Here is an 18,775-nt window from a genome sequence, read left to right on the forward strand (position 1 = left end):
CTTGCCAAATGCAAGAAAGCAAGCTATCGAGCTAAATTAGTGTCAACTACTTTACAAGTCGTTGATTTGTGTCTCGCTAGATGCAGCAAGTTAAGAGCCTGCCTGCATCTGATAGATATCATTTCTATACTGCACTTGATTGGAGTCATCTATCCAAGCGGTCCAATACACCAAATGTACATCAAGCGTTGAGTTCAGCGCGAACCATTGGGTTCGCTTTCTGTCTGCATGCCTATCTACCCAGGTTTGCTTATCCTTAACTAAGTTTGCTGCCATCCAATTTGCCAAGCCTTCGACATTCTCGACTCTAATACATCCAGAAGAAAGCGCCCTGTTACTACGCTGAAACAAGTTAGGGTCGGAAGTATCATGCAGATAAACACTAAATTCATTTGGGAAGTAGAATTTATACCGCCCCAGCGTATTATTACTTCCTGGTCGCTGAACAAACCTAAATGGAAATGGCCCCTTCGCTAAATCACGCCACTGTTCGGGCGTTCTCACGACCAGGTTATTATTTCGATCAAACACATCGAAATTACGTTCTGCGATATAATTCCCATTAATTCTTACTTGTGGCAATAAATCGTTATACATAATTTTTTTAGGTACACGCCAACTTGGGTTAATTACCACATTAGAAATCGCGCTACTGAGGATCGGGGTTGGCCTATAGGGCTTTCCAACTATCACCCGAGAAAATAATTCTACTTCACCATTATCAAATAGTTTCATCTCAAAGGCTGGGATATTAATAATCAGGAAGCGACCATCTCTTTGCGCCATAAATTCAGCGCGTTGAATATAATTCTTAGCCAAAATTGAAGCTCGTTGTGCAGGAGTGACATTGAGCCATTTGAGCGTTTCTGGTCCTATAATCGAATCGGTCTTAAGCCCATGACGTAATTGAAACCGTTTTAATGCATCAGCAATAGGTGGAGTTAATGTATCTGTATCAGTTTCAGCATTCCTTGCATCGCCCAGAAGCCATAAACGTCGTGCGACATCAGGAATTATTGGGTCATTATCACCTGGGCGGATCAACCGCTCCAATTCAATTTCTGGCCACCAATCCTGCTCTGCTAGCCACTGCAAGTGACGAATGCGATTTTGAAGCTCTAGATAGCCGCTCAACTGGGGCTCTATAGCCATTGCTCTAATAAAGGGATCGTCAGTGCGAGTCAGCACTTTATTTCGAATGGGAATTTGACGTTGTAACCAAAACTGGGCAATGTCAGATTCGATGTTTATCCGTTGTTCTTCAAATAACTCTGGCTCGGAAAGCACTTGTTTATAAAGATTAAACTTATTGCTATCATCGACTAAGGCGAGTATGGATACCTGCTGATATAAAAGTTTTTGAGCGCTCTGCATCCGCTCATTCGCAGATGAAACAAAACTCATAAATAACAAAATTATATAGCAAGTAACACTTAAAATCCGCATTTAACCACCCTATCAAACTCAACATTTAAAGTATGGCAAACAATTATGTTTTGTATATGACGGGGCAAAAAATTAGTCGCCAAGTTTGTAAGCTTTGATTAGTTTAGCTGCATTAAGATACAAAAAAGCTCCTGCTGAAGAGGAGCTTATGAATCAAAGAGCTATTTTTACGGGACTATGGACCGAGTACACTTCTGACAATTTCAGTCTTACCCGAACCAGGATAGTATTGTAAGCGCCAGTTCTCACTGCCTCTTACTGGATTATCCGCAATATAGTTATAATAGCAATAGCCATTAGGTAAACTGATATCCTCCCCCTGATACCAATAAACAATATCATTGCCTTTTGCAAAAGGATCTCCAGAATGACTCACGAGTGTATATTCATCATTATCTAGCAGTCCTTGCCAGATCTCTTTGCAATACTCCCCGTGTAGTGTAGTACCATCGTTGCTCCCGGAAGTATCCTTGCCCAGAGGGTAGCCAGTTACTGAAGAGTCAAGCGTTCCATCACCATAGCAGGCTAAATCCACTTGATAGCCACTCTTCCCCGACGTTAACCAGCAGCTGTGGTACAACTTCACTGCTGACGTAAAACTACCAAAGGCGCTTTTTATCGATGCATCATGAGCATCTTGGCTTAGGTTAATAAATTTTGGGGCGGCGATAACGGCTAAAATCCCTAACACGATGATAACGACCACCAACTCAATTAGGGTAAAGCCTTTAGCTAATACTTTCATAAGAAAATCCATTACAAAGAGATCGTGGACAATATAACTCTCAAATCCAGTTTCGTCACTCACGATTAATTAAGTTTAGTGAAAACATTAGAGATAAGACCTCTCTCTATGATTTCAGTCAAAGATCGCAATACGCTAAATTAGGAACCCAGTTTTCATAACTCTGTGATGCCGTCGGTTTGACTCATTAGGCTGAATTTTATGGTGACTTAAAGCCTAAAAGGAGAGTTCTGTGGTTCTAAGACCAGACTAGCGCTGCAGCTCTTGCTCTGCAAAGCACCTGTTATAAAACAAATCCCTTGTACTTCTCTTTCAAATATCAGAATTCAAACTTAAAAAACCAGCTCTAGGCTGGTTTATTCACTCTTCAAAAGAAGATGGTACCCGTGGCAGGACTTGAGTTATTTCACTTACTCTGCGAGGCGGCTCTTATAAAAAGCAATCCCTTGTGCTTTCTTCGTAAACAACAAATACAAAAAAGCCTCCGCACGTTAATGCAGAGGCTTTAATGATGGTACCCGTAGCCAGACTTGAGTTAGTTCACTTACTCTGCGAGGCGGCTCTTATAAAAAGCAATCCCTTGTGCTTTCTTCGTAAACAACAGATACAAAAAAGCCCCGACACTGTCGAGGCTTCTCTGCAACTCTACGAGAGAGTTATTTGGTACCCGTGGCCAGACTTGAACTGGCACGCTTATTCAGCGAGGGATTTTAAATCCCTTGTGTCTACCGATTCCACCACACGGGCAAACTCTTTGACTTTGACGATACGTATTATCGGTATTAATACTGCTTGCTCTTTATTGAGCAAACTCACCAAACTCTTAAATTGTGGAGGCGCGACCCGGAGTCGAACCGAGATCGACGGATTTGCAATCCGCAGCATAGCCATTCTGCCATCGCGCCACATATTTAAATTGGAGCGACATATCGGGTTCGAACCGATGACCTATACCTTGGCAAGGTATCGCTCTACCAACTGAGCTAATGTCGCATTTCAATTTAAACTGTNTCTTAAATTGTGGAGGCGCGACCCGGAGTCGAACCGAGATCGACGGATTTGCAATCCGCAGCATAGCCATTCTGCCATCGCGCCACATATTTAAATTGGAGCGACATATCGGGTTCGAACCGATGACCTATACCTTGGCAAGGTATCGCTCTACCAACTGAGCTAATGTCGCATTTCAATTTAAACTGTATTCAAGTCGTTGCTTAGTTCGCTTCCCCTTGACTACGGAATGGCATTCTACCGATTTACTTCGAAGAGTCAACGCTATATTTATAGATAAAAAATCGTTTGCGCACTATTTGATCTTATCGGTGTTTTAACAGACTATTCGGCCGTTAAATCTTTCCATGCGGCTAAAATATAACTGACCATAGACCAGAATGTCAGAACTGCAGCCACATAAAACAGCGCAAATGCAGCATAAGTTACCAGTTCATTCGGTTGCCAAATCAATCCGGTGATAGCAATCATCTGTGCAGCCGTTTTATATTTGCCAATCCAAGAAACTGCGACGGCTCCTCTCTTGCCAATTTCCGCCATCCATTCACGTAATGCTGAGATCACGATTTCGCGACCAATCATGAATAACGCTGGTAGTGTCAGCCAAATATTACTGTATTCGGAAATTAACAAGACTAACGCCGTTGTCACCATGATTTTATCGGCAACAGGATCGAGGAAAGCACCAAAGCGAGTCGACTGCTTTAATTTTCTCGCGGCATAACCATCTAACGCATCTGTTACCGCTGCAAGCCAAAACACAAATGCAGCAGCAAAGGGAGACCAAGGTGCTGGTATATAAAAAAGTACAACAAAAACAGGTAACAGTAATAACCTGAACAATGTTAACGCAATAGGAATGTTAAACGGCATTTTAGAACCTAATATTCAAAAGCAGCGCCAATCTTGCCTTAATTTTGTTACCCTCGCAATGCATCATGTATCGTTTGTGCCATTTCTAAGCTAATACCAGGCACTTTTACCAATTCAGACACACTTGCCCCTTTAACTTCTTGCAAACCACCTAAATATTGCAGTAAGGCTTTACGCCGCTTAGGTCCAACTCCCGCAATAGACTCTAGGCTTGAGGTGTTGCGAGTTTTCTGGCGCTTGTTTCTGTGGCCTGTAATGGCAAAACGATGGGACTCGTCACGAATATGTTGAATGAGGTGCAAAGCGCCCGAATCCGCTGGAAGCGTAAATGACTCTTCGTTCTCTCCGTAGATCAGTGTTTCAAGGCCTGGCTTACGCCCTTCTCCTTTTGCAACACCTATCAGAGTTGGAGCATTGTCCAGCGAGACAAACTTCTCATCCACTATTTTCTGCGCGATTCGTAACTGCCCTATGCCGCCATCAATAAACAGGATATCCGGAACCTTGCCACCACTGCCTATTTTATCAAAACGCCGAGTTATCGCCTGCTTCATCGCAGCGTAGTCATCGCCTGGGGTGATTCCAGTAATATTATAGCGTCTGTAGTCAGCTTTATTCGGTCCCTCTCGATTAAACACCACACAGGAGGCTACAGTGCTCTCTCCCATGGTATGACTGATGTCAAAACACTCCATGCGCTGAATTTGATTTGTCGACTCGATCGCTTCCTCTAGCAGAAGAAAGCGCTGTTCGATGGTATTTTTATGAGAAAGACGCGTATTAACGGCATTGGTAGCATTGGTCAATGCCAAGCGTAAAAAGCTTGCTCGCTCACCTCGTACCTGTGTCTTTATCTCAACTTTCTTGTTTAGAGCGGTTTGAATTGCATCAGCTAGTTCATTTTTCTCATCAAATGGTTCACTGATTAAGATCTCTTTCGGCGTTAACCGCTGACTATCCGAATTCAGATAGAATTGCAGCATAAATGAGCGTAACACCTCAGACACTTCAGTGTTAACTGGGACCTTAGGGTAATAACTTCTGCTACCGAAAATCTTGCCCTCTCGGATAAATAGCAGATGAAAACACGCAACGCCAGAAGCATAATATGCACCTATCACATCCATATCACCCGATGCGTTCGATACTTCTTGCTGCTCGGAGACTCGCCTTAAAGCGGCAATTTGATCGCGATAGAGCGCCGCCTGTTCATAACGCATTTCGCTAGCAGCCAGCTCCATCTTATCAACCAGTACCGACATCACTTGTTGGTTCTTACCTTTTAAAAACAGGGTCGCGAGTCTGACCTGCTCCTGATAATCCTCTAGTGATACCTTGTCCACACATGGCGCACTGCATCGACCAATCTGATATTGCAAGCAAGGCCTTGAACGAGACTTATAGTAAAGATCATCACATTGCCTTATCGGGAAGATTTTCTGCATCAAATGGAGACTTTCTCGTACCGCGCCGCCATTAGGGTACGGGCCGAAGTACTGCCCCTTATCACGCTTAGCACCACGATGGTACGCCAAACGTGGATGTTTATGGTTACTCAAAAGGATATAAGGATAAGACTTATCGTCACGCAGCAGTACGTTGTATTTAGGCATGTACTGCTTGATATAGTCATTTTCGAGGATCAAGGCATCGGTTTCACTATGGGTCACAGTGACATCGATATTTGCAATATGGGACACCAATGCCTGAGTCTTAACATTGGTTAAATTTTTACGAAAGTAGGAGGAAAGTCGTTTCTTTAAATCTTTAGCTTTCCCCACATAAATGACAACATCTTTGTCATCATACATCCGGTATACACCGGATGACGATGTAACAGTCTTTAAAAATTGTTCGGCATTAAACGCATCAGACATAAGTTAGAGGCTAGCTGTTTAGAATTGTCCTGTATCCAACATTTTATATCGAATAGCCAAGCGAGTCAGCTCTACATCTCCACCAATGCCCAATTTAGCGAATAAACGGTAGCGATAACTGTTGACTGTTTTTGGACTCAAATTTAACTGCTCAGAGATCTCACTCACTTTTTCGCCATTAGTGATCATCAACATGATCTGCAGTTCTCTTTCCGATAGTGACTTAAATGGATTATCTTCAGATTGGTTAAACTGACTCAATGCCATCTGCTGCGCAATTTCTGGCGACAAGTACCGCTGACCATGTGCCACCTGTCTGATTGCCTGCAATACTTCTGGAGAGGTTGCCCCTTTGGTCAGGTAGCCAGATGCACCGGCTTGCATCACTTTGGTTGGAAAAGGATCTTCAGTATGAATGGTGAGCACAATAATTTTTGCATGTGCTTGAAAACGAAGGATCTTACGTGTCGCTTCTAAGCCACCGATGCCAGGCATGTTCATATCCATCAAAATCACATCGGCTTCATTCTTGCGGCACCACTGAACAGCGGTTTCGCCGTCTCCCGCTTCCCCCACGACTTTAATGCCACGCTCGTCTTCGAGGATCCGCCGAATGCCTGTTCTGACTAACTCGTGGTCATCAACTAAATATACAGAGATCAAAGTCGCCTTACCTTTCGCTGTTCAACTTAAAGTCTGGGAATTATCAGACTCCAAATCGATAATGTTATAAAGGTTAATTTATCGCATCTAACTGCATATAGAAAGTAAAATTTAACAGATATGACTCTGAGGTATAGCTAAAGATACCAATCCTTTTCAATAACTTACATGGACTAGAATGCAAAAAGGCAGCCTTTTGGGCTGCCTTTTCTGAATGTGGCGGAGAGATAGGGATTTGAACCCTAGATGGGCTACAAACCCATGCCGGTTTTCAAGACCGGTGCATTCGACCACTCTGCCATCTCTCCGAACGCCGTAAATATTATGCGTTTCCTTTAGTGATGTAAACCCATTCCCAGCAAAAAAATACTCTGGCTGACGCTAGCGCTCAACTATTGGCCGATATGCATGCTGCCATAGTCGCTACAGACTAATTAAACGACAACTTCATCACACCTTCGAGTTCAAATATAGCGCCAAAGCGGTAACTGGCAAAGCTTGCTTAAAAATGTGCTAGTATCTCCCTACTAAAACTAGACATGCACTTTTATGAACTCAAACGTTATTCCTGTTTCTGCTCTTACTCCAAGTTTCAATCTTGCTGCTGAACAAGCGTTCATCTCAAGTCCTAAGGCAGATTTACTCGGTCAAGAGCGAAGCCTAGATGCATTTCGCTTACTTACCGAAACCGATAATCAGCATATGTATTTGGCCGATTACTTTGGTTGTAATCGAAAGCGAATTATCAATGCTTTAGTTAAAGAGCAAGGGCAGTTCCCGACATCAAGCTTAATTCTTGATGAAGATAACACCACCACCTGGGTTGAGCATAAAGAGCAGCAAAACAAAATGCTTGCGACTAAGACTCATCAATATCAATATCTATCGGGATCTATACGCAAAGCCGATCTCATTGGACGTTATAATAGCGAAACACAGACCTATGAGGCTGGCCTGCTTGCCAGTTGCCACTATCTGTTCATCTGTGCCGACTCATTATGGAAAAAAGAGAACCTGTGGGATCTACTACTCGAAATACTCGATAAGCAATCCTATCACGTCCACTCACAGCTGCCAGCTGTCGCATTTAAATGTAAAGTAATCTTAATTGGCTCAAGCCACCAATATGGTAGTTGCTGGTTAGGCGAACCGAGCTTCTCGCGCCACTTCCCTCTGCTTGGCGAATTACTCAATGAGATGGATCTGTCTGAGCATACCGCATTGGATTACTGCCAATGGCTAGCCCACATATTTAATGATCTTAATATCACGCTAACGCGCTCTGCGCTGCTATTGCTGTTGCAATACAGCTCAAAGCTCGCGGATCATCAGCAGCGCCTTAGCCTAATGGCGGTAAATATAGAACAGTTGTTGGCTCAAGCCAAAGCTTATGCTCAAAGCCTTGAGGTCTCTGAACAGGTGCTACTACACAGCATTGGTATGATTAACCAGCGCCATAATGCCTCAGAAAAGCTCTCAGAGCAGAATTTTGATGATCTCTTTATCAACCTACCTACCCAAGATGAAATCATAGGTCAGATTAATGGCCTAACCGTGGTTGAAAACGCAGAGTTTAGTTACGGTGAACCTGCGAGAATTACCGCATCTGTTCATTATGGTGATGGTGAGGTAGCCGATATTGAGCGCAAGTCGGAATTAGGCGGAAATATTCACGCAAAGGGAATGATGATCCTCTCGGCCTGCCTCTATCGGATCTTTGGTAAAGATGCCCCGCTGCACCTCAACGCCAATATTGTATTTGAACAGTCCTACCAAGAGATCGATGGTGACAGTGCGTCTCTTGCTGAATATTGTTGTTTAATTTCAGCTATTTCAGAGAAACCAATTAAACAGAGTTTAGCTGCAACGGGCGCTATTGACCAATTTGGTAATGTCCAAGCCATTGGTGGCGTTAACGAGAAAATTGAAGGCTTCTTTAAGCTTTGTAAACGTCGAGGACTGACTGGTCAGCAAGGTGTAATCATTCCTAGCTCTAACATGCAGCAACTCAATTTACATCACGATGTGGTCGAAGCCATCACTGCTGGTAAGTTCACCTTATATCAAGTGAAGCATATTGACGAGGCCGTCGAGATCTTGATGCAAACACAAGCTGGCACTGCCGATGAAGACAACCAATTTCCAGATGACTCACTCTATGGCTTAGTGCAATCACGCTTAGAAAACTTAGCGGGCTATCAAGAGGAAGAGAAGAGCCTTTTTGCAAGATTGATCGAAAAATTAGGATTTTCCAGCTGATCGGAGTTGTTTAGCGTACACGTGTTCGCTAACCTTGGCGACTCAAATTGCTGGAGTATCTAAAATAATGAGTAACGCAAACAGTTTTACCAAAGAAGACCTTATTGCCTGTGGACTTGGCAAACTATTCGGACCTAATTCTCCGAGACTACCTAAAGACAACATGTTGATGATCGACCGTGTTCTAAAGATTAACGCGGATGGTGGTGAATTCGGTAAGGGTGAAATTGTTGCTGAACTCGATATTAATCCAGATCTTTGGTTCTTTGACTGTCACTTCGCAGGTGACCCAGTTATGCCGGGATGTTTAGGTCTTGATGCTATGTGGCAGCTAGTCGGATTCTTTCTCGGCTGGGAAGGCGCTGAGGGCAAAGGACGAGCGCTAGGTGTAGGTGAAGTCAAATTTACTGGTCAAGTACTACCTGAAGCGAAAAAAGTCACCTATAAGCTAACTATTAAGCGTAAAGTATACCGTAAGCTGGTTATGGGTATTGCCGATGCCACTATGGAAGTAGACGGCCGTGAAATCTATAGTGCTAAAGATCTTAAAGTCGGGATCTTTACAGACACCACTAGCTTCTAGTTCCCAAGCATTACACTCGCTATACCGCAATAAAAATGCCCTCTTTCAAAGAGGGCAAAATTGTTTCTCAACGATTATTTACTTCAAGATAATTCTTAGAATTAGGTTACTGAGTCTTGTTTATTCATCAGCCTTACTTATTAAATAAACCGCTCAGCCGACCATCAATGCCTTCACGCCAACCTCCAAGCCATTGTGATTTTGAATCTAGTGTCGAATATGGACATATCTCTTTCGACCGGCCACCAATTCCTGCTTGAAAGCCTTTCGAAAAAGCTCTATCTAATCGATCTCTTTTTTGTCTTTTCATGCAAGCATCCTCTCTGAGATAACAAAAGAAGCTAACGCTTCACCACCATAAATAATGCTTTTTAAACTCGAGATCAATCCCTAAAAACCACCAAAACCACGGTTAAATTTTAAGCTATTGAGAAGTCTTACAAATTTATTTCAAAAAAATCGAGGCATATAGCCTCGATTTCTATTGAGTAAATAATCTATTCAGCCTTACTTAACTCGACGTCTAAACCATAGCAAAGGTAAGGCTAGAAGCCATGCAAAACTTGCTGCACCTTTACGCTCATAGTTATCATTACTGCCATCATCGTCCTTAACCGTGCAAGCTTCTGCGCCCGATGTACTCGGCTGTAACACGACCATACGTGGTAAAAATGAGGTAACAGGGTCACCGTAGCCATTCACCTCGAAGAATGGTAAACCGTTTTCACCTATCACTAAGTTACCGTCTTCATCGAACTTATATGATGGTTTACGAATAAAGGCGGTTCCTACAATAGTGCCGTCTTCGTTGATGCTGTTACCCTCAACGACAAGGATCTCACTCTTATAGGTCAATGTCTTACCCGAGCCATCTTGCACTTCGACTAAGTTACGCTCCCACTCACCATCAGCATTCTTTTTGTAGCCTTTGGACTCACAGGTCAGTAAATCGTTTACATTACTAAACTCATCCTTTGGTAGATCATATAAGAAAGCAGCTTTAGGGCGTGGCTTCTCTTTATCGTGTGTCGTCTCGATATAACCGACAACTTGACCCTGATTGTTAATATCGCGCGCGCGGCTACTCAAATCCGATAGATTTTCATAGAAGTCATTAGGCGTAACCAGCGGAGTTTCAGGGTTATTAGTGTCGAAATAGAAGAACTTATCTCTTCTATAGCCATTGATGTACTTGTTATAGCTACCAACTAAGATGCCGTTATCATTGATGTCATAAGCAATCGATGAATAAACGTCTTTTGCTTTATCGACATCAACCCAGTTGTACTCGTAAGTGCCATCAGCGCCTTTAGTCCAGTAGGCTGCATCATAATACAATCTGTCTTTATCGTTTTTACGATAAACATAAGAGCGTCCGGCAACGACCCCCTCACTGTTGATACCTAGACCTTGCGCACTATAAACTCTCTCATTATTGGTAACTTCCAGGCCTAACGGAAGCTGTGTCGCCGTGACTCCACCCGTCTCGTATTGCCAAACATAACCACGGATCTGATATTGAATGTCGCTGTAGCCATATTGATTTGGAAACTGCTTAGCTTGAATACAGATGTCTTGCGGCGCAGTGTCACTATCGTTGTCGACACATGATTTGATAATGCTTGCACTGTTATCGCCGATGTCGGTACTGGCATAACCCGCGACTAAACCGCTAGCGTTAACCGCTGCTGCACTAGAGAAACCACCAAGATTAATAGTTTGCTCATCTGATTCCCCTTCCTTATAGATATATTCACTATAAGGAGGAATTAACGGAATTTCAGCATCGGTACCTGCTTTAACAAAGCCGCGCTGCTCATAATCACGGTAGTACCAAAACTCCTGTGTTTCGCTACTACCATCATACTTGACCGTTTTCTCTGGTGCCGTCATGGCACCGACTTTCACACCGCTGTCATTAATGTCATAGAAGAAGGTATCGACCGAGTTAACCGTAGCCTCATCTTCTGGGAATGTCGGCGCTGTGGTGCCATTCACGCTTTCAAACGTTGGTAACCAAGGTGTATCTGGATCATTCTCTATTGCAGTAAAAGTAAAGTTGTTCGCAATAATCGGAAGGTTAACCGAATAGTTAATGGTTTCAGAGTCCGCCACCCCATCTTCAATGTCGATAACACCATCATCATCTTCTGACACTGTCAGTTTCTTTTTACCTTTAGCCGCGCCTACAGCTTCATTATTCGCATTAACAGCCATACCATAGCCGTTACGGGTATTCTCGATGGTGCCATTGAGATCATAAGTGTCTAGGTCGATATTAATAATTTCATAAACAGGCGCCGCTTGAGCTCCCTGAAGTACGCTTAATACACCAACAGCTACTAACGATAGGGTTTTATCCAACTTAAACTTCATTAACTCGCTTCCTATTTCTTATTTTTTAGCTTACTTCAATGACTCGAGCTCTTCCCATCGCTCAAAGCAACTTTCAAGCTGGCTTTCCTTATCGGACAATGCTTTCAAGTTTTCATTCACTATTTTTTGCTCCTGAGCATAAAACTCAGGTGAACTAACAACTGTTTGCAGTTGTTCGATTTCCACCTCTAACTGCTCCATTAAGGCAGGTAGAGACTCTAATTCGCGTTGTAACTTGTACGAAAGCTTCTTCTCGGCTTTTTTAGCCACTTTCGGTTGTACAACGGCTTTAGCCTCACTCACAGGAGCTTCGACAGCTTTTGCAGCTTGAGGTTCCTCAGAATAAAATCTGGCTCCTTGAGAAACTGCATCTTGGTAGCCGCCAACATACTCACTCCAGCCACCATTGCCGGTAAACCACCAGCTACTGGTCACTGTGTTGTCAATAAACGCACGATCGTGACTTACCAATAACAGCGTGCCTTTATAATCGGCAAGCAGTGACTCTAACAACTCTAAGGTTTCAATATCAAGGTCGTTTGTTGGTTCGTCGAGAATAATTAAGTTTGCAGGTCTTAGCAATAAACGCGCTAACAGCAAACGATTTTTCTCACCGCCTGACAGTGCCTTAACTGGCGTTCTCGCGCGCATAGGCGAGAACAAGAAATCTTGTAAATAACTTAAGATATGGCGGTCTTGACCGTTGATGGTTACCGTTTTCTTACCTTCACCAACGTTATCTTCAACAGTTTTCTCAGGATCTAAGGCTTCGCGATACTGGTCAAAATATGCAATTTCAAGTTTCGTACCGACTTTCACACTACCCGATTGTGCTTCTAATTGACCAATAAGTAGTTTAACCAGTGTTGATTTACCACAGCCGTTAGGACCGATTAACGCGATACGGTCACCACGCATTACCGTTGCGCTAAAGTTTTTAACTAAGTTCTTCTCTGGTAAATTGTAATCAAGGTTTTCGATATCAAACACCAACTTACCTGAGCGCTCGGTATCGGCAACCGTCATCTTGGCATTGCCTTGGCGATTAAGACGCGCCATTCGCTCGACTCTAAGCTCTTTAAGCGCACGTACACGCCCTTCATTACGGGTACGGCGTGCCTTAACCCCTTGACGGATCCAGGCTTCTTCCTCTGCTAACTTCTTATCGAAATGAGCATTTTGCTCGGCTTCTACTCGAAGCCATTCAGCCTTACCGTCAAGGTATGCTTGATAATTACCAGGCCAAGAGGTCACCACACCACGATCTAAATCGACAATTCGAGTCGCCATGCGCTGAATGAAGCCACGGTCGTGACTGACGAACACTATGGCACCACGATAACTCAGCAGGAACTGCTCTAACCATTCAATCGTGTCAATGTCTAAATGGTTGGTAGGCTCATCGAGTAATAAAAGATCTGGGTCGCTAACTAAAGAGCGTGCTAAAGCAACCTTACGCTGCCAACCTCCCGATAGTTCAGACAAGGGAGCATCGGGGTCAAGGCCGAGTAACTCGCAGTTTTGGTTAATGCGATTATCTAACTGCCAACCATTAAGATGGTCGATATCTTCCTGCAAACGTTCCATCTGCTTAAGCATCCGCTCCATCTCATCTGGAGTAGCGGTGCCAATATCGTGAGAAAGTTGATGGTAACGCTCTAGCTTCTCACCGACCTCTTTCAAGCCTGCGGCGATATAAGCATAAACAGTGCCTTGCTCGGCCTTAGGTGGGTCTTGCTGCAAACGACTTACTTTAACGTCGGTGGCGATATTAAACTCACCCTCATCCAGTAATACGTCGCCACTTAAGATCTTCATCAGGCTAGATTTACCGGCACCATTACGACCAACGATACAAACGCGTTCACCAGCTTCAATTGTAAAATCAGCATTTTGTAATAATGGGGTATAGCCGTAGGCTAAAGATCCGTTATTAATACGTACAAGACTCAACTTACGCTCCTAAAAATTCTTCTAATGCTTCGAGATCAAACGGCCAATTAAGTTCACTTTGGCTATCGGCAATTTTTACGACCGGGATTCGAATACCATATTGCTCAGCTAAATTGTCATCATCACAGATATCCAAGGCATCATAGTCAACGCCGGCCTGCATGAGTAAATCTGCTGCTAATTCACACAGATGGCACGCATCTGTGTGATATAAAATAACTGAGGCATTAGCCTGCATGGGTAATTAACCATGTGTTATGGATATGCGGATTGCGCTTGTAATCCAGTGGCAGTGTTTGATTGTCGATGTTTTTAATCGACATACCTTGTGCTTCCAACTCCGCAATTTCCATCTTAAATTTACGTTTGTTGTTAGAGAAAATGATTTCCCCACCTGGATTTAGCAGCTTGAACACATCAGTGAGCATAGCAACGTGATCACGCTGAACGTCAAATGAGTCTTCCATACGCTTCGAGTTTGAGAAGGTCGGAGGATCGATAAAAATCAGATCAAATCTATCGTGAGTGCGTTTTATCCACTGAAGGCAGTTAGCCTGAACAAACTGATACTTATCACTGTTTAAGCCATTTAACGCAAAGTTCTCTTTTGCCCAATCGATATATGTGTTGGACATATCGACTGTTGTGACAGACTTCGCCCCGCCAAGCGCAGCATGTACAGATGCAGAACCGGTATAAGAGAACAGGTTACATACACTGCGTCCCTTAGACTTGTCCCCCACTAACTTACGCGTTAAACGGTGATCCAAAAACAGTCCGGTATCTAAGTACTCTTTCAGGTTTAACTTAAACTTAGCACCATACTCAGTAGTAATAAGTTCAAGCTTGCTTGCGACTAACTTCTCATATTGATTCGTGCCCTTCTTACGTTCACGGGTCTTCAAAATAATATGGTTAGGGTCGATGCCGATAGCGCCAGGCAATGCAATAAGCACGTCTGTCAATCGGCGTTTTGTGACCGCATCTGGAATTTGTGATGGCGCTGAATACTCTTGAATAACCACGTAATCGAGGTACTTGTCGACTGCAACATTATACTCAGGTAGATCCGCATCATAGAGACGATAGCTATCAATCCCCTCTTTCTTAGCCCATTTCTCTAACTGTTTAAAATTCTTTTTAATACGATTAGCAAAAGGCACTGCGATATCACTAACATCACCTTCGATCTTAATGTTTGCAGGGTCTACACGACGGGTATTTTGTGCATGAACCGTATAAAGATTGAACGCACACTCAAGCGCACCGTTGTTCATCTTCATCTGCTTATCGGCTTTAAGCTTCAATGCTGATAAGAGTTCGACATCGCTATTTAGGATCGCAATGTTCCAGCCGCCAAACTCAGCTTTAAACTTATCACCTAACTGGTAATACAGTTGAAGTAGTGAAGTCACATTGCCTAAACGCTCACCGTATGGTGGGTTTGAGATTAAATATCCCGTTTCTACCGGTACTTTTACATCAAGCGCGTTACAGACGCTAAAGTCGATAAGCTCGAGTACACCAGCATTTTCAGCATTACGTTTTGCTAGCGCGACCAGCCTAGAATCAATATCTGAACCGAAGAACTTGATACTACAACGGGTTTTACCGATCGATGCACGTGCTTCGGCTTCATTTAATAGCTCTTGCCAAACTTTTTTGTTATGAGGTAACCAATGGTCAAAACCAAAACGCTCACGATGGATACCTGGCGCGATATCACAAGCCATCATTGCCGCTTCAATCAAAATGGTGCCGCTACCACAGAATGGATCGAGTAGATCCATTGGTTTAGCCTGCCAACCACTGCGCACTAGCATATTCGCAGCAAGGTTTTCTTTCAGTGGCGCCTCACCGGTAGTCGAGCGATAACCACGTTTGTGCAGCGCTGGGCCAGAGAAATTAAAACCAATAGTGATCTCACCACGTCTGAAATGGGCATCGATTCTAAAGTCGGCATCCACTCTTTCAACATTCGGACGAGAAAAGTCATCATCTCTAAAACGGTCCACAATCGCGTCTTTGATTTTCAAGGCACCGAATTGGGTATTTTTAATGAATCCACCTAGGCCATGAAAGTCGATACTAAAGGTGCTGCGATTGGAAAACTGCATCTGCCAGTCAATACCATAAGCAGCGTTGTAAAGTTGCTCTGGAGATTCACAAGGACCTTTATAAATGACAAAAATGATTCTGCTCGCTAAACGCGACCACAGCGTAATACGATATCCAAGCTCTAACGAAGCCGAAAAATAAACTCCGGCAACACTTTCTTTAATGTCTGAAGCGCCAAGCTCGGCAAGCTCAAGTGATAACGCGTATTCATAGCCCCGAGGAGCTGCAGCAAAAAAATTTAACATTGATAGTCGACACACAGTAAAAATTAGTTGGACATTATACCTGTTAGCGCCGTTAAATGATAAAAGTTATTGGCTAAAGCTTAATTAAAAACCAGTAATAGCAATTTAAGCGCCTATAAATCGAAAAAGGTTCAAAAAACAGCCGAGTAAATAATTAATTTAAAATGTTTCTTGCAATGTACCTAAGCCATCGCTATAGTTCGCCACCTCTTCGGGGCAGGCAGCTGAGTACTCACTCTATTGAACTGCTTTGAGGTTTAAAATCGGACGCGGGATGGAGCAGTATAAAAGCTACTCGGACTCAACTATTTATAGACATGGCGAAGGTCGTTGCCCTGCTATTATAGAAAGTAACCCGGCTTTCGAAACCACTTCCTTATAATGAAGTAAAACTGATAATTACAATTCGGACGCGGGATGGAGCAGTTTGGTAGCTCGTCGGGCTCATAACCCGAAGGTCGTTGGTTCAAATCCAGCTCCCGCAACCACTTCCTTATAACGAAGTAAAACTAATAAATACAATTCGGACGCGGGATGGAGCAGTTTGGTAGCTCGTCGGGCTCATAACCCGAAGGTCGTTGGTTCAAATCCAGCTCCCGCAACCAATTCTTTTATAACAGAATAAAGTTATATGTAGGCCAGCGAAAGCTGGTTTTTTTGTACCTGAAATTTGCGACTGCGCCGTATCTAACACTAAGGTAAAACGGATACTTCGGTGATGATTAAGTGAAGATAGGGATGGAGCCGTTTGCTAGCTCATCGGGCTCAACTATTCACAACTCAATGCTTTTAGAAACAGTACGAAGCTCGTTGCCACTTCTCTTATTGAAAGTAATGCAACTCCCGCAACCAATTCCATTGCTAAGAATCTTGCTAACATCTAGGCCAGCTAAGCTCGTATTTTTGTGCCTGAATTTAAAGTTTCCTTCAAGACTCCAAGCTCTAGCGTAAAAAACTCATCAACGACAAAAATATCAACACTGCGCCAACCTGCGACAGTTTGTAACCATTAGCACTATCTTATTGCCCCTCTATTCTAAATTGTTAAAATCATACCTGCTACAAAATCACAACATAATAAACACAAATAAAACCACAACAATTTGTTGATGTCCTAAATAGAGAGAACAAAATGAATAAAGCAATCCCTCTGCTACTGTGTGTTAGTTTAACCGCTTGCGGTGGCAGCGATAGTGAAAGCGCGGAGACTCCACCACCAACTCAAGCCCCCGATTTGCAAGCCGATGTCTGCTATTTGATGTCGACGACTATGGGGGATGTCACCCTAGCTATCGACCTAACGAATATGCCAATTACCGGAAGTAACTTTAAAAACTATGCCGATGAAGACTTCTATAGCGGCACCCTATTTCATCGCACCATCAATAACTTTGTAATACAAGGAGGCGGCTTCACAAGCGGTTTAGTCGCCAAGCCAGGAAACGACCCCATCACTAACGAAGCAAATGTTGGGATCAGTAATGAGCGTGGCACCATAGCAATGGCAAGAACGAATGCGGCTCACTCTGCAACCAGCCAGTTTTTCATCAATGTCTTAGACAACCCTCAGCTTGATGCTTCGAGTTCTAGTTATGGATACGCGGTATTTGGAAAAGTGTTGCAAGGAATGGATGTTGTCGATCAGATAAGCATTGTTGATACCGATAGCGCTGATGTTCCAACAACTGAGATTATTATAAACTCACTAACCGAAACAAGCTGTGCGATTGATTAACAGTCAATAAATCGATTGCCGCGTCATCTCAAGTATGACGCGGTATACACTAATTAAAAATCAAAACTCAGTAAGCTCTATCACTATTAATCGAAACACTTATATTTAACCATTAATAAAAACCAGCATTAAAAGAACCTACTTTCTACTGTAATCGAAGCTTCAAAATTTAAGTTAGTGATTGTTCGAGTCGTCAAATCTTGCGACAAAAGGTTTTGACGACTCGACTTATTGAGGCATAAAGAAGAAACAAGAGAAATGAACCGAATATAACATCGGCCTAACAAAGTATAATACCGTGTAATTTTTAGGCTGCGCGAAACTGTTGCTGAGTCTTAACCGATAAAGGTGCTAATCTATCGTGCATAACTTTTATCGTCTCAAACTGATTTAACTTTTTCGAATCCGTTAAACGACACTCTGCAGACAGGATCATAACTAAAGATGCCTGCAAGCCAGACTCAATGACCATAGCCAGAACGGTATGCTCGCTCGTAGTAAGTTGAAATAACTTACCAACTTCACTATAAACGCATTGATTTGACGTATTAAAAAACCAGGACTTAGGCATCTGAGGTTTTAATAAAAAATGTGCAGCGGTTGCATTTAAGGCTATTTGAACTAATAGTGCATCATTCAGTGCAAGTGTTTTTGATAAACGGTCAACCAGATCAATATAGAACTTAGCATGCTCGACACTAAACTCCATTATTTCTTTGGCATCAGGTATTAGGGACTTCAATTTATAAGGCGATAAGAACTCCATATCATCCCCTAATGAAACACTTAATACACCATACGTTTCATTATATCCCCATTGCCAATCCCTTTTTGGCATTAATAACATAACGTTTACCTTTATTTAGATACAATTGGATAATAGATGATTAT

General features: G+C 42.9%; 14 protein-coding genes and 8 tRNA genes. 5 read left to right on the forward strand and 17 right to left on the reverse strand.

What is annotated here, in order from left to right; genetic code table 11:
* Positions 1-90: 90 nt before the first annotated feature.
* The 11 genes from L1D44_RS20605 to L1D44_RS20655 form a co-directional block, all read right to left on the reverse strand.
* On the reverse strand, positions 91-1,446 hold the full coding sequence (locus L1D44_RS20605) for a L,D-transpeptidase family protein (protein ID WP_239893095.1): 1,356 nt from the start codon (positions 1,444-1,446) through the stop codon (positions 91-93).
* Between the two features lie 175 nt (positions 1,447-1,621).
* Positions 1,622-2,191: a prepilin-type N-terminal cleavage/methylation domain-containing protein gene (locus L1D44_RS20610; protein WP_239893096.1), complete on the reverse strand. Its 570-nt coding sequence runs from the start codon at positions 2,189-2,191 to the stop codon at positions 1,622-1,624.
* A 661-nt stretch (positions 2,192-2,852) separates the two neighbouring features.
* Positions 2,853-2,938: transfer RNA gene (locus L1D44_RS20615), tRNA-Leu, on the reverse strand.
* A gap of 84 nt (positions 2,939-3,022) precedes the next feature.
* A tRNA-Cys gene (locus tag L1D44_RS20620) sits at positions 3,023-3,096 on the reverse strand.
* A gap of 12 nt (positions 3,097-3,108) precedes the next feature.
* Positions 3,109-3,184 (reverse strand) — tRNA-Gly (locus tag L1D44_RS20625).
* Positions 3,185-3,212: 28 nt separating this feature from the next.
* Positions 3,213-3,286: transfer RNA gene (locus L1D44_RS20630), tRNA-Cys, on the reverse strand.
* A gap of 12 nt (positions 3,287-3,298) precedes the next feature.
* Positions 3,299-3,374, reverse strand: a tRNA-Gly gene (locus L1D44_RS20635).
* A gap of 152 nt (positions 3,375-3,526) precedes the next feature.
* Positions 3,527-4,075, reverse strand: coding sequence for a CDP-diacylglycerol--glycerol-3-phosphate 3-phosphatidyltransferase (pgsA, locus tag L1D44_RS20640; RefSeq protein ID WP_239893097.1), 549 nt, complete (start codon positions 4,073-4,075; stop codon positions 3,527-3,529).
* A 47-nt stretch (positions 4,076-4,122) separates the two neighbouring features.
* Entirely contained in the window at positions 4,123-5,952 is a 1,830-nt protein-coding gene (uvrC, locus tag L1D44_RS20645; protein ID WP_239893098.1) for an excinuclease ABC subunit UvrC, read from the reverse strand.
* Positions 5,953-5,970: 18 nt separating this feature from the next.
* Positions 5,971-6,615: a UvrY/SirA/GacA family response regulator transcription factor gene (uvrY, locus tag L1D44_RS20650; protein ID WP_220769668.1), complete on the reverse strand. Its 645-nt coding sequence runs from the start codon at positions 6,613-6,615 to the stop codon at positions 5,971-5,973.
* 217 nt (positions 6,616-6,832) lie between these two features.
* A tRNA-Ser gene (locus tag L1D44_RS20655) sits at positions 6,833-6,923 on the reverse strand.
* A gap of 241 nt (positions 6,924-7,164) precedes the next feature.
* Between L1D44_RS20655 and L1D44_RS20660 the strand changes: the two genes are divergently transcribed.
* Entirely contained in the window at positions 7,165-8,874 is a 1,710-nt protein-coding gene (locus tag L1D44_RS20660; RefSeq protein ID WP_239893099.1) for a S16 family serine protease, read from the forward strand.
* A gap of 67 nt (positions 8,875-8,941) precedes the next feature.
* Positions 8,942-9,457: a 3-hydroxyacyl-[acyl-carrier-protein] dehydratase FabA gene (fabA, locus tag L1D44_RS20665; RefSeq protein WP_239893100.1), complete on the forward strand. Its 516-nt coding sequence runs from the start codon at positions 8,942-8,944 to the stop codon at positions 9,455-9,457.
* Positions 9,458-9,590: 133 nt separating this feature from the next.
* On the opposite strand, the gene rmf is transcribed toward fabA, so the two are convergent.
* The 5 genes from rmf to rlmKL form a co-directional block, all read right to left on the reverse strand.
* A complete protein-coding gene (rmf, locus tag L1D44_RS20670) occupies positions 9,591-9,767 on the reverse strand; it encodes a ribosome modulation factor (RefSeq protein ID WP_012155190.1) in 177 nt (58 codons plus the stop codon).
* A 197-nt stretch (positions 9,768-9,964) separates the two neighbouring features.
* A complete protein-coding gene (locus L1D44_RS20675; RefSeq protein WP_239893101.1) occupies positions 9,965-11,833 on the reverse strand; it encodes a DUF3466 family protein in 1,869 nt (622 codons plus the stop codon).
* Between the two features lie 30 nt (positions 11,834-11,863).
* The gene (locus tag L1D44_RS20680) at positions 11,864-13,786 is read right to left on the reverse strand and encodes an ABC transporter ATP-binding protein (RefSeq protein WP_239893102.1); all 1,923 of its coding nucleotides are present in this window, start codon (positions 13,784-13,786) and stop codon (positions 11,864-11,866) included.
* Position 13,787: 1 nt separating this feature from the next.
* The gene (locus tag L1D44_RS20685; RefSeq protein WP_239893103.1) at positions 13,788-14,024 is read right to left on the reverse strand and encodes a glutaredoxin family protein; all 237 of its coding nucleotides are present in this window, start codon (positions 14,022-14,024) and stop codon (positions 13,788-13,790) included.
* Positions 14,014-16,149 (reverse strand): bifunctional 23S rRNA (guanine(2069)-N(7))-methyltransferase RlmK/23S rRNA (guanine(2445)-N(2))-methyltransferase RlmL, encoded by a 2,136-nt coding sequence (rlmKL, locus tag L1D44_RS20690; RefSeq protein WP_239893104.1) that lies wholly within the window; start codon positions 16,147-16,149, stop codon positions 14,014-14,016. The genes L1D44_RS20685 and rlmKL overlap by 11 nt, the downstream gene beginning before the upstream one ends.
* 411 nt (positions 16,150-16,560) lie before the next feature.
* Here rlmKL and L1D44_RS20695 point away from each other — a divergent pair.
* The 3 genes from L1D44_RS20695 (at position 16,561) to L1D44_RS20705 (ending at position 17,884) form a co-directional block, all read left to right on the forward strand.
* Positions 16,561-16,637 (forward strand) — tRNA-Met (locus L1D44_RS20695).
* 40 nt (positions 16,638-16,677) lie between these two features.
* Positions 16,678-16,754: transfer RNA gene (locus L1D44_RS20700), tRNA-Met, on the forward strand.
* 527 nt (positions 16,755-17,281) lie between these two features.
* Entirely contained in the window at positions 17,282-17,884 is a 603-nt protein-coding gene (locus L1D44_RS20705) for a peptidylprolyl isomerase (protein WP_239893105.1), read from the forward strand.
* A gap of 307 nt (positions 17,885-18,191) precedes the next feature.
* Here L1D44_RS20705 and L1D44_RS20710 read toward each other — a convergent pair whose 3' ends face one another.
* Complete coding sequence (locus L1D44_RS20710; RefSeq protein ID WP_239893106.1) at positions 18,192-18,731, reverse strand: cell division protein ZapC; 540 nt, start codon at positions 18,729-18,731, stop codon at positions 18,192-18,194.
* Positions 18,732-18,775 lie beyond the last annotated feature (44 nt).

Origin of the sequence: Shewanella sp. Isolate13, from assembly GCF_022398325.1 — a bacterium.
In the GTDB taxonomy this organism is placed as follows: domain Bacteria; phylum Pseudomonadota; class Gammaproteobacteria; order Enterobacterales; family Shewanellaceae; genus Shewanella.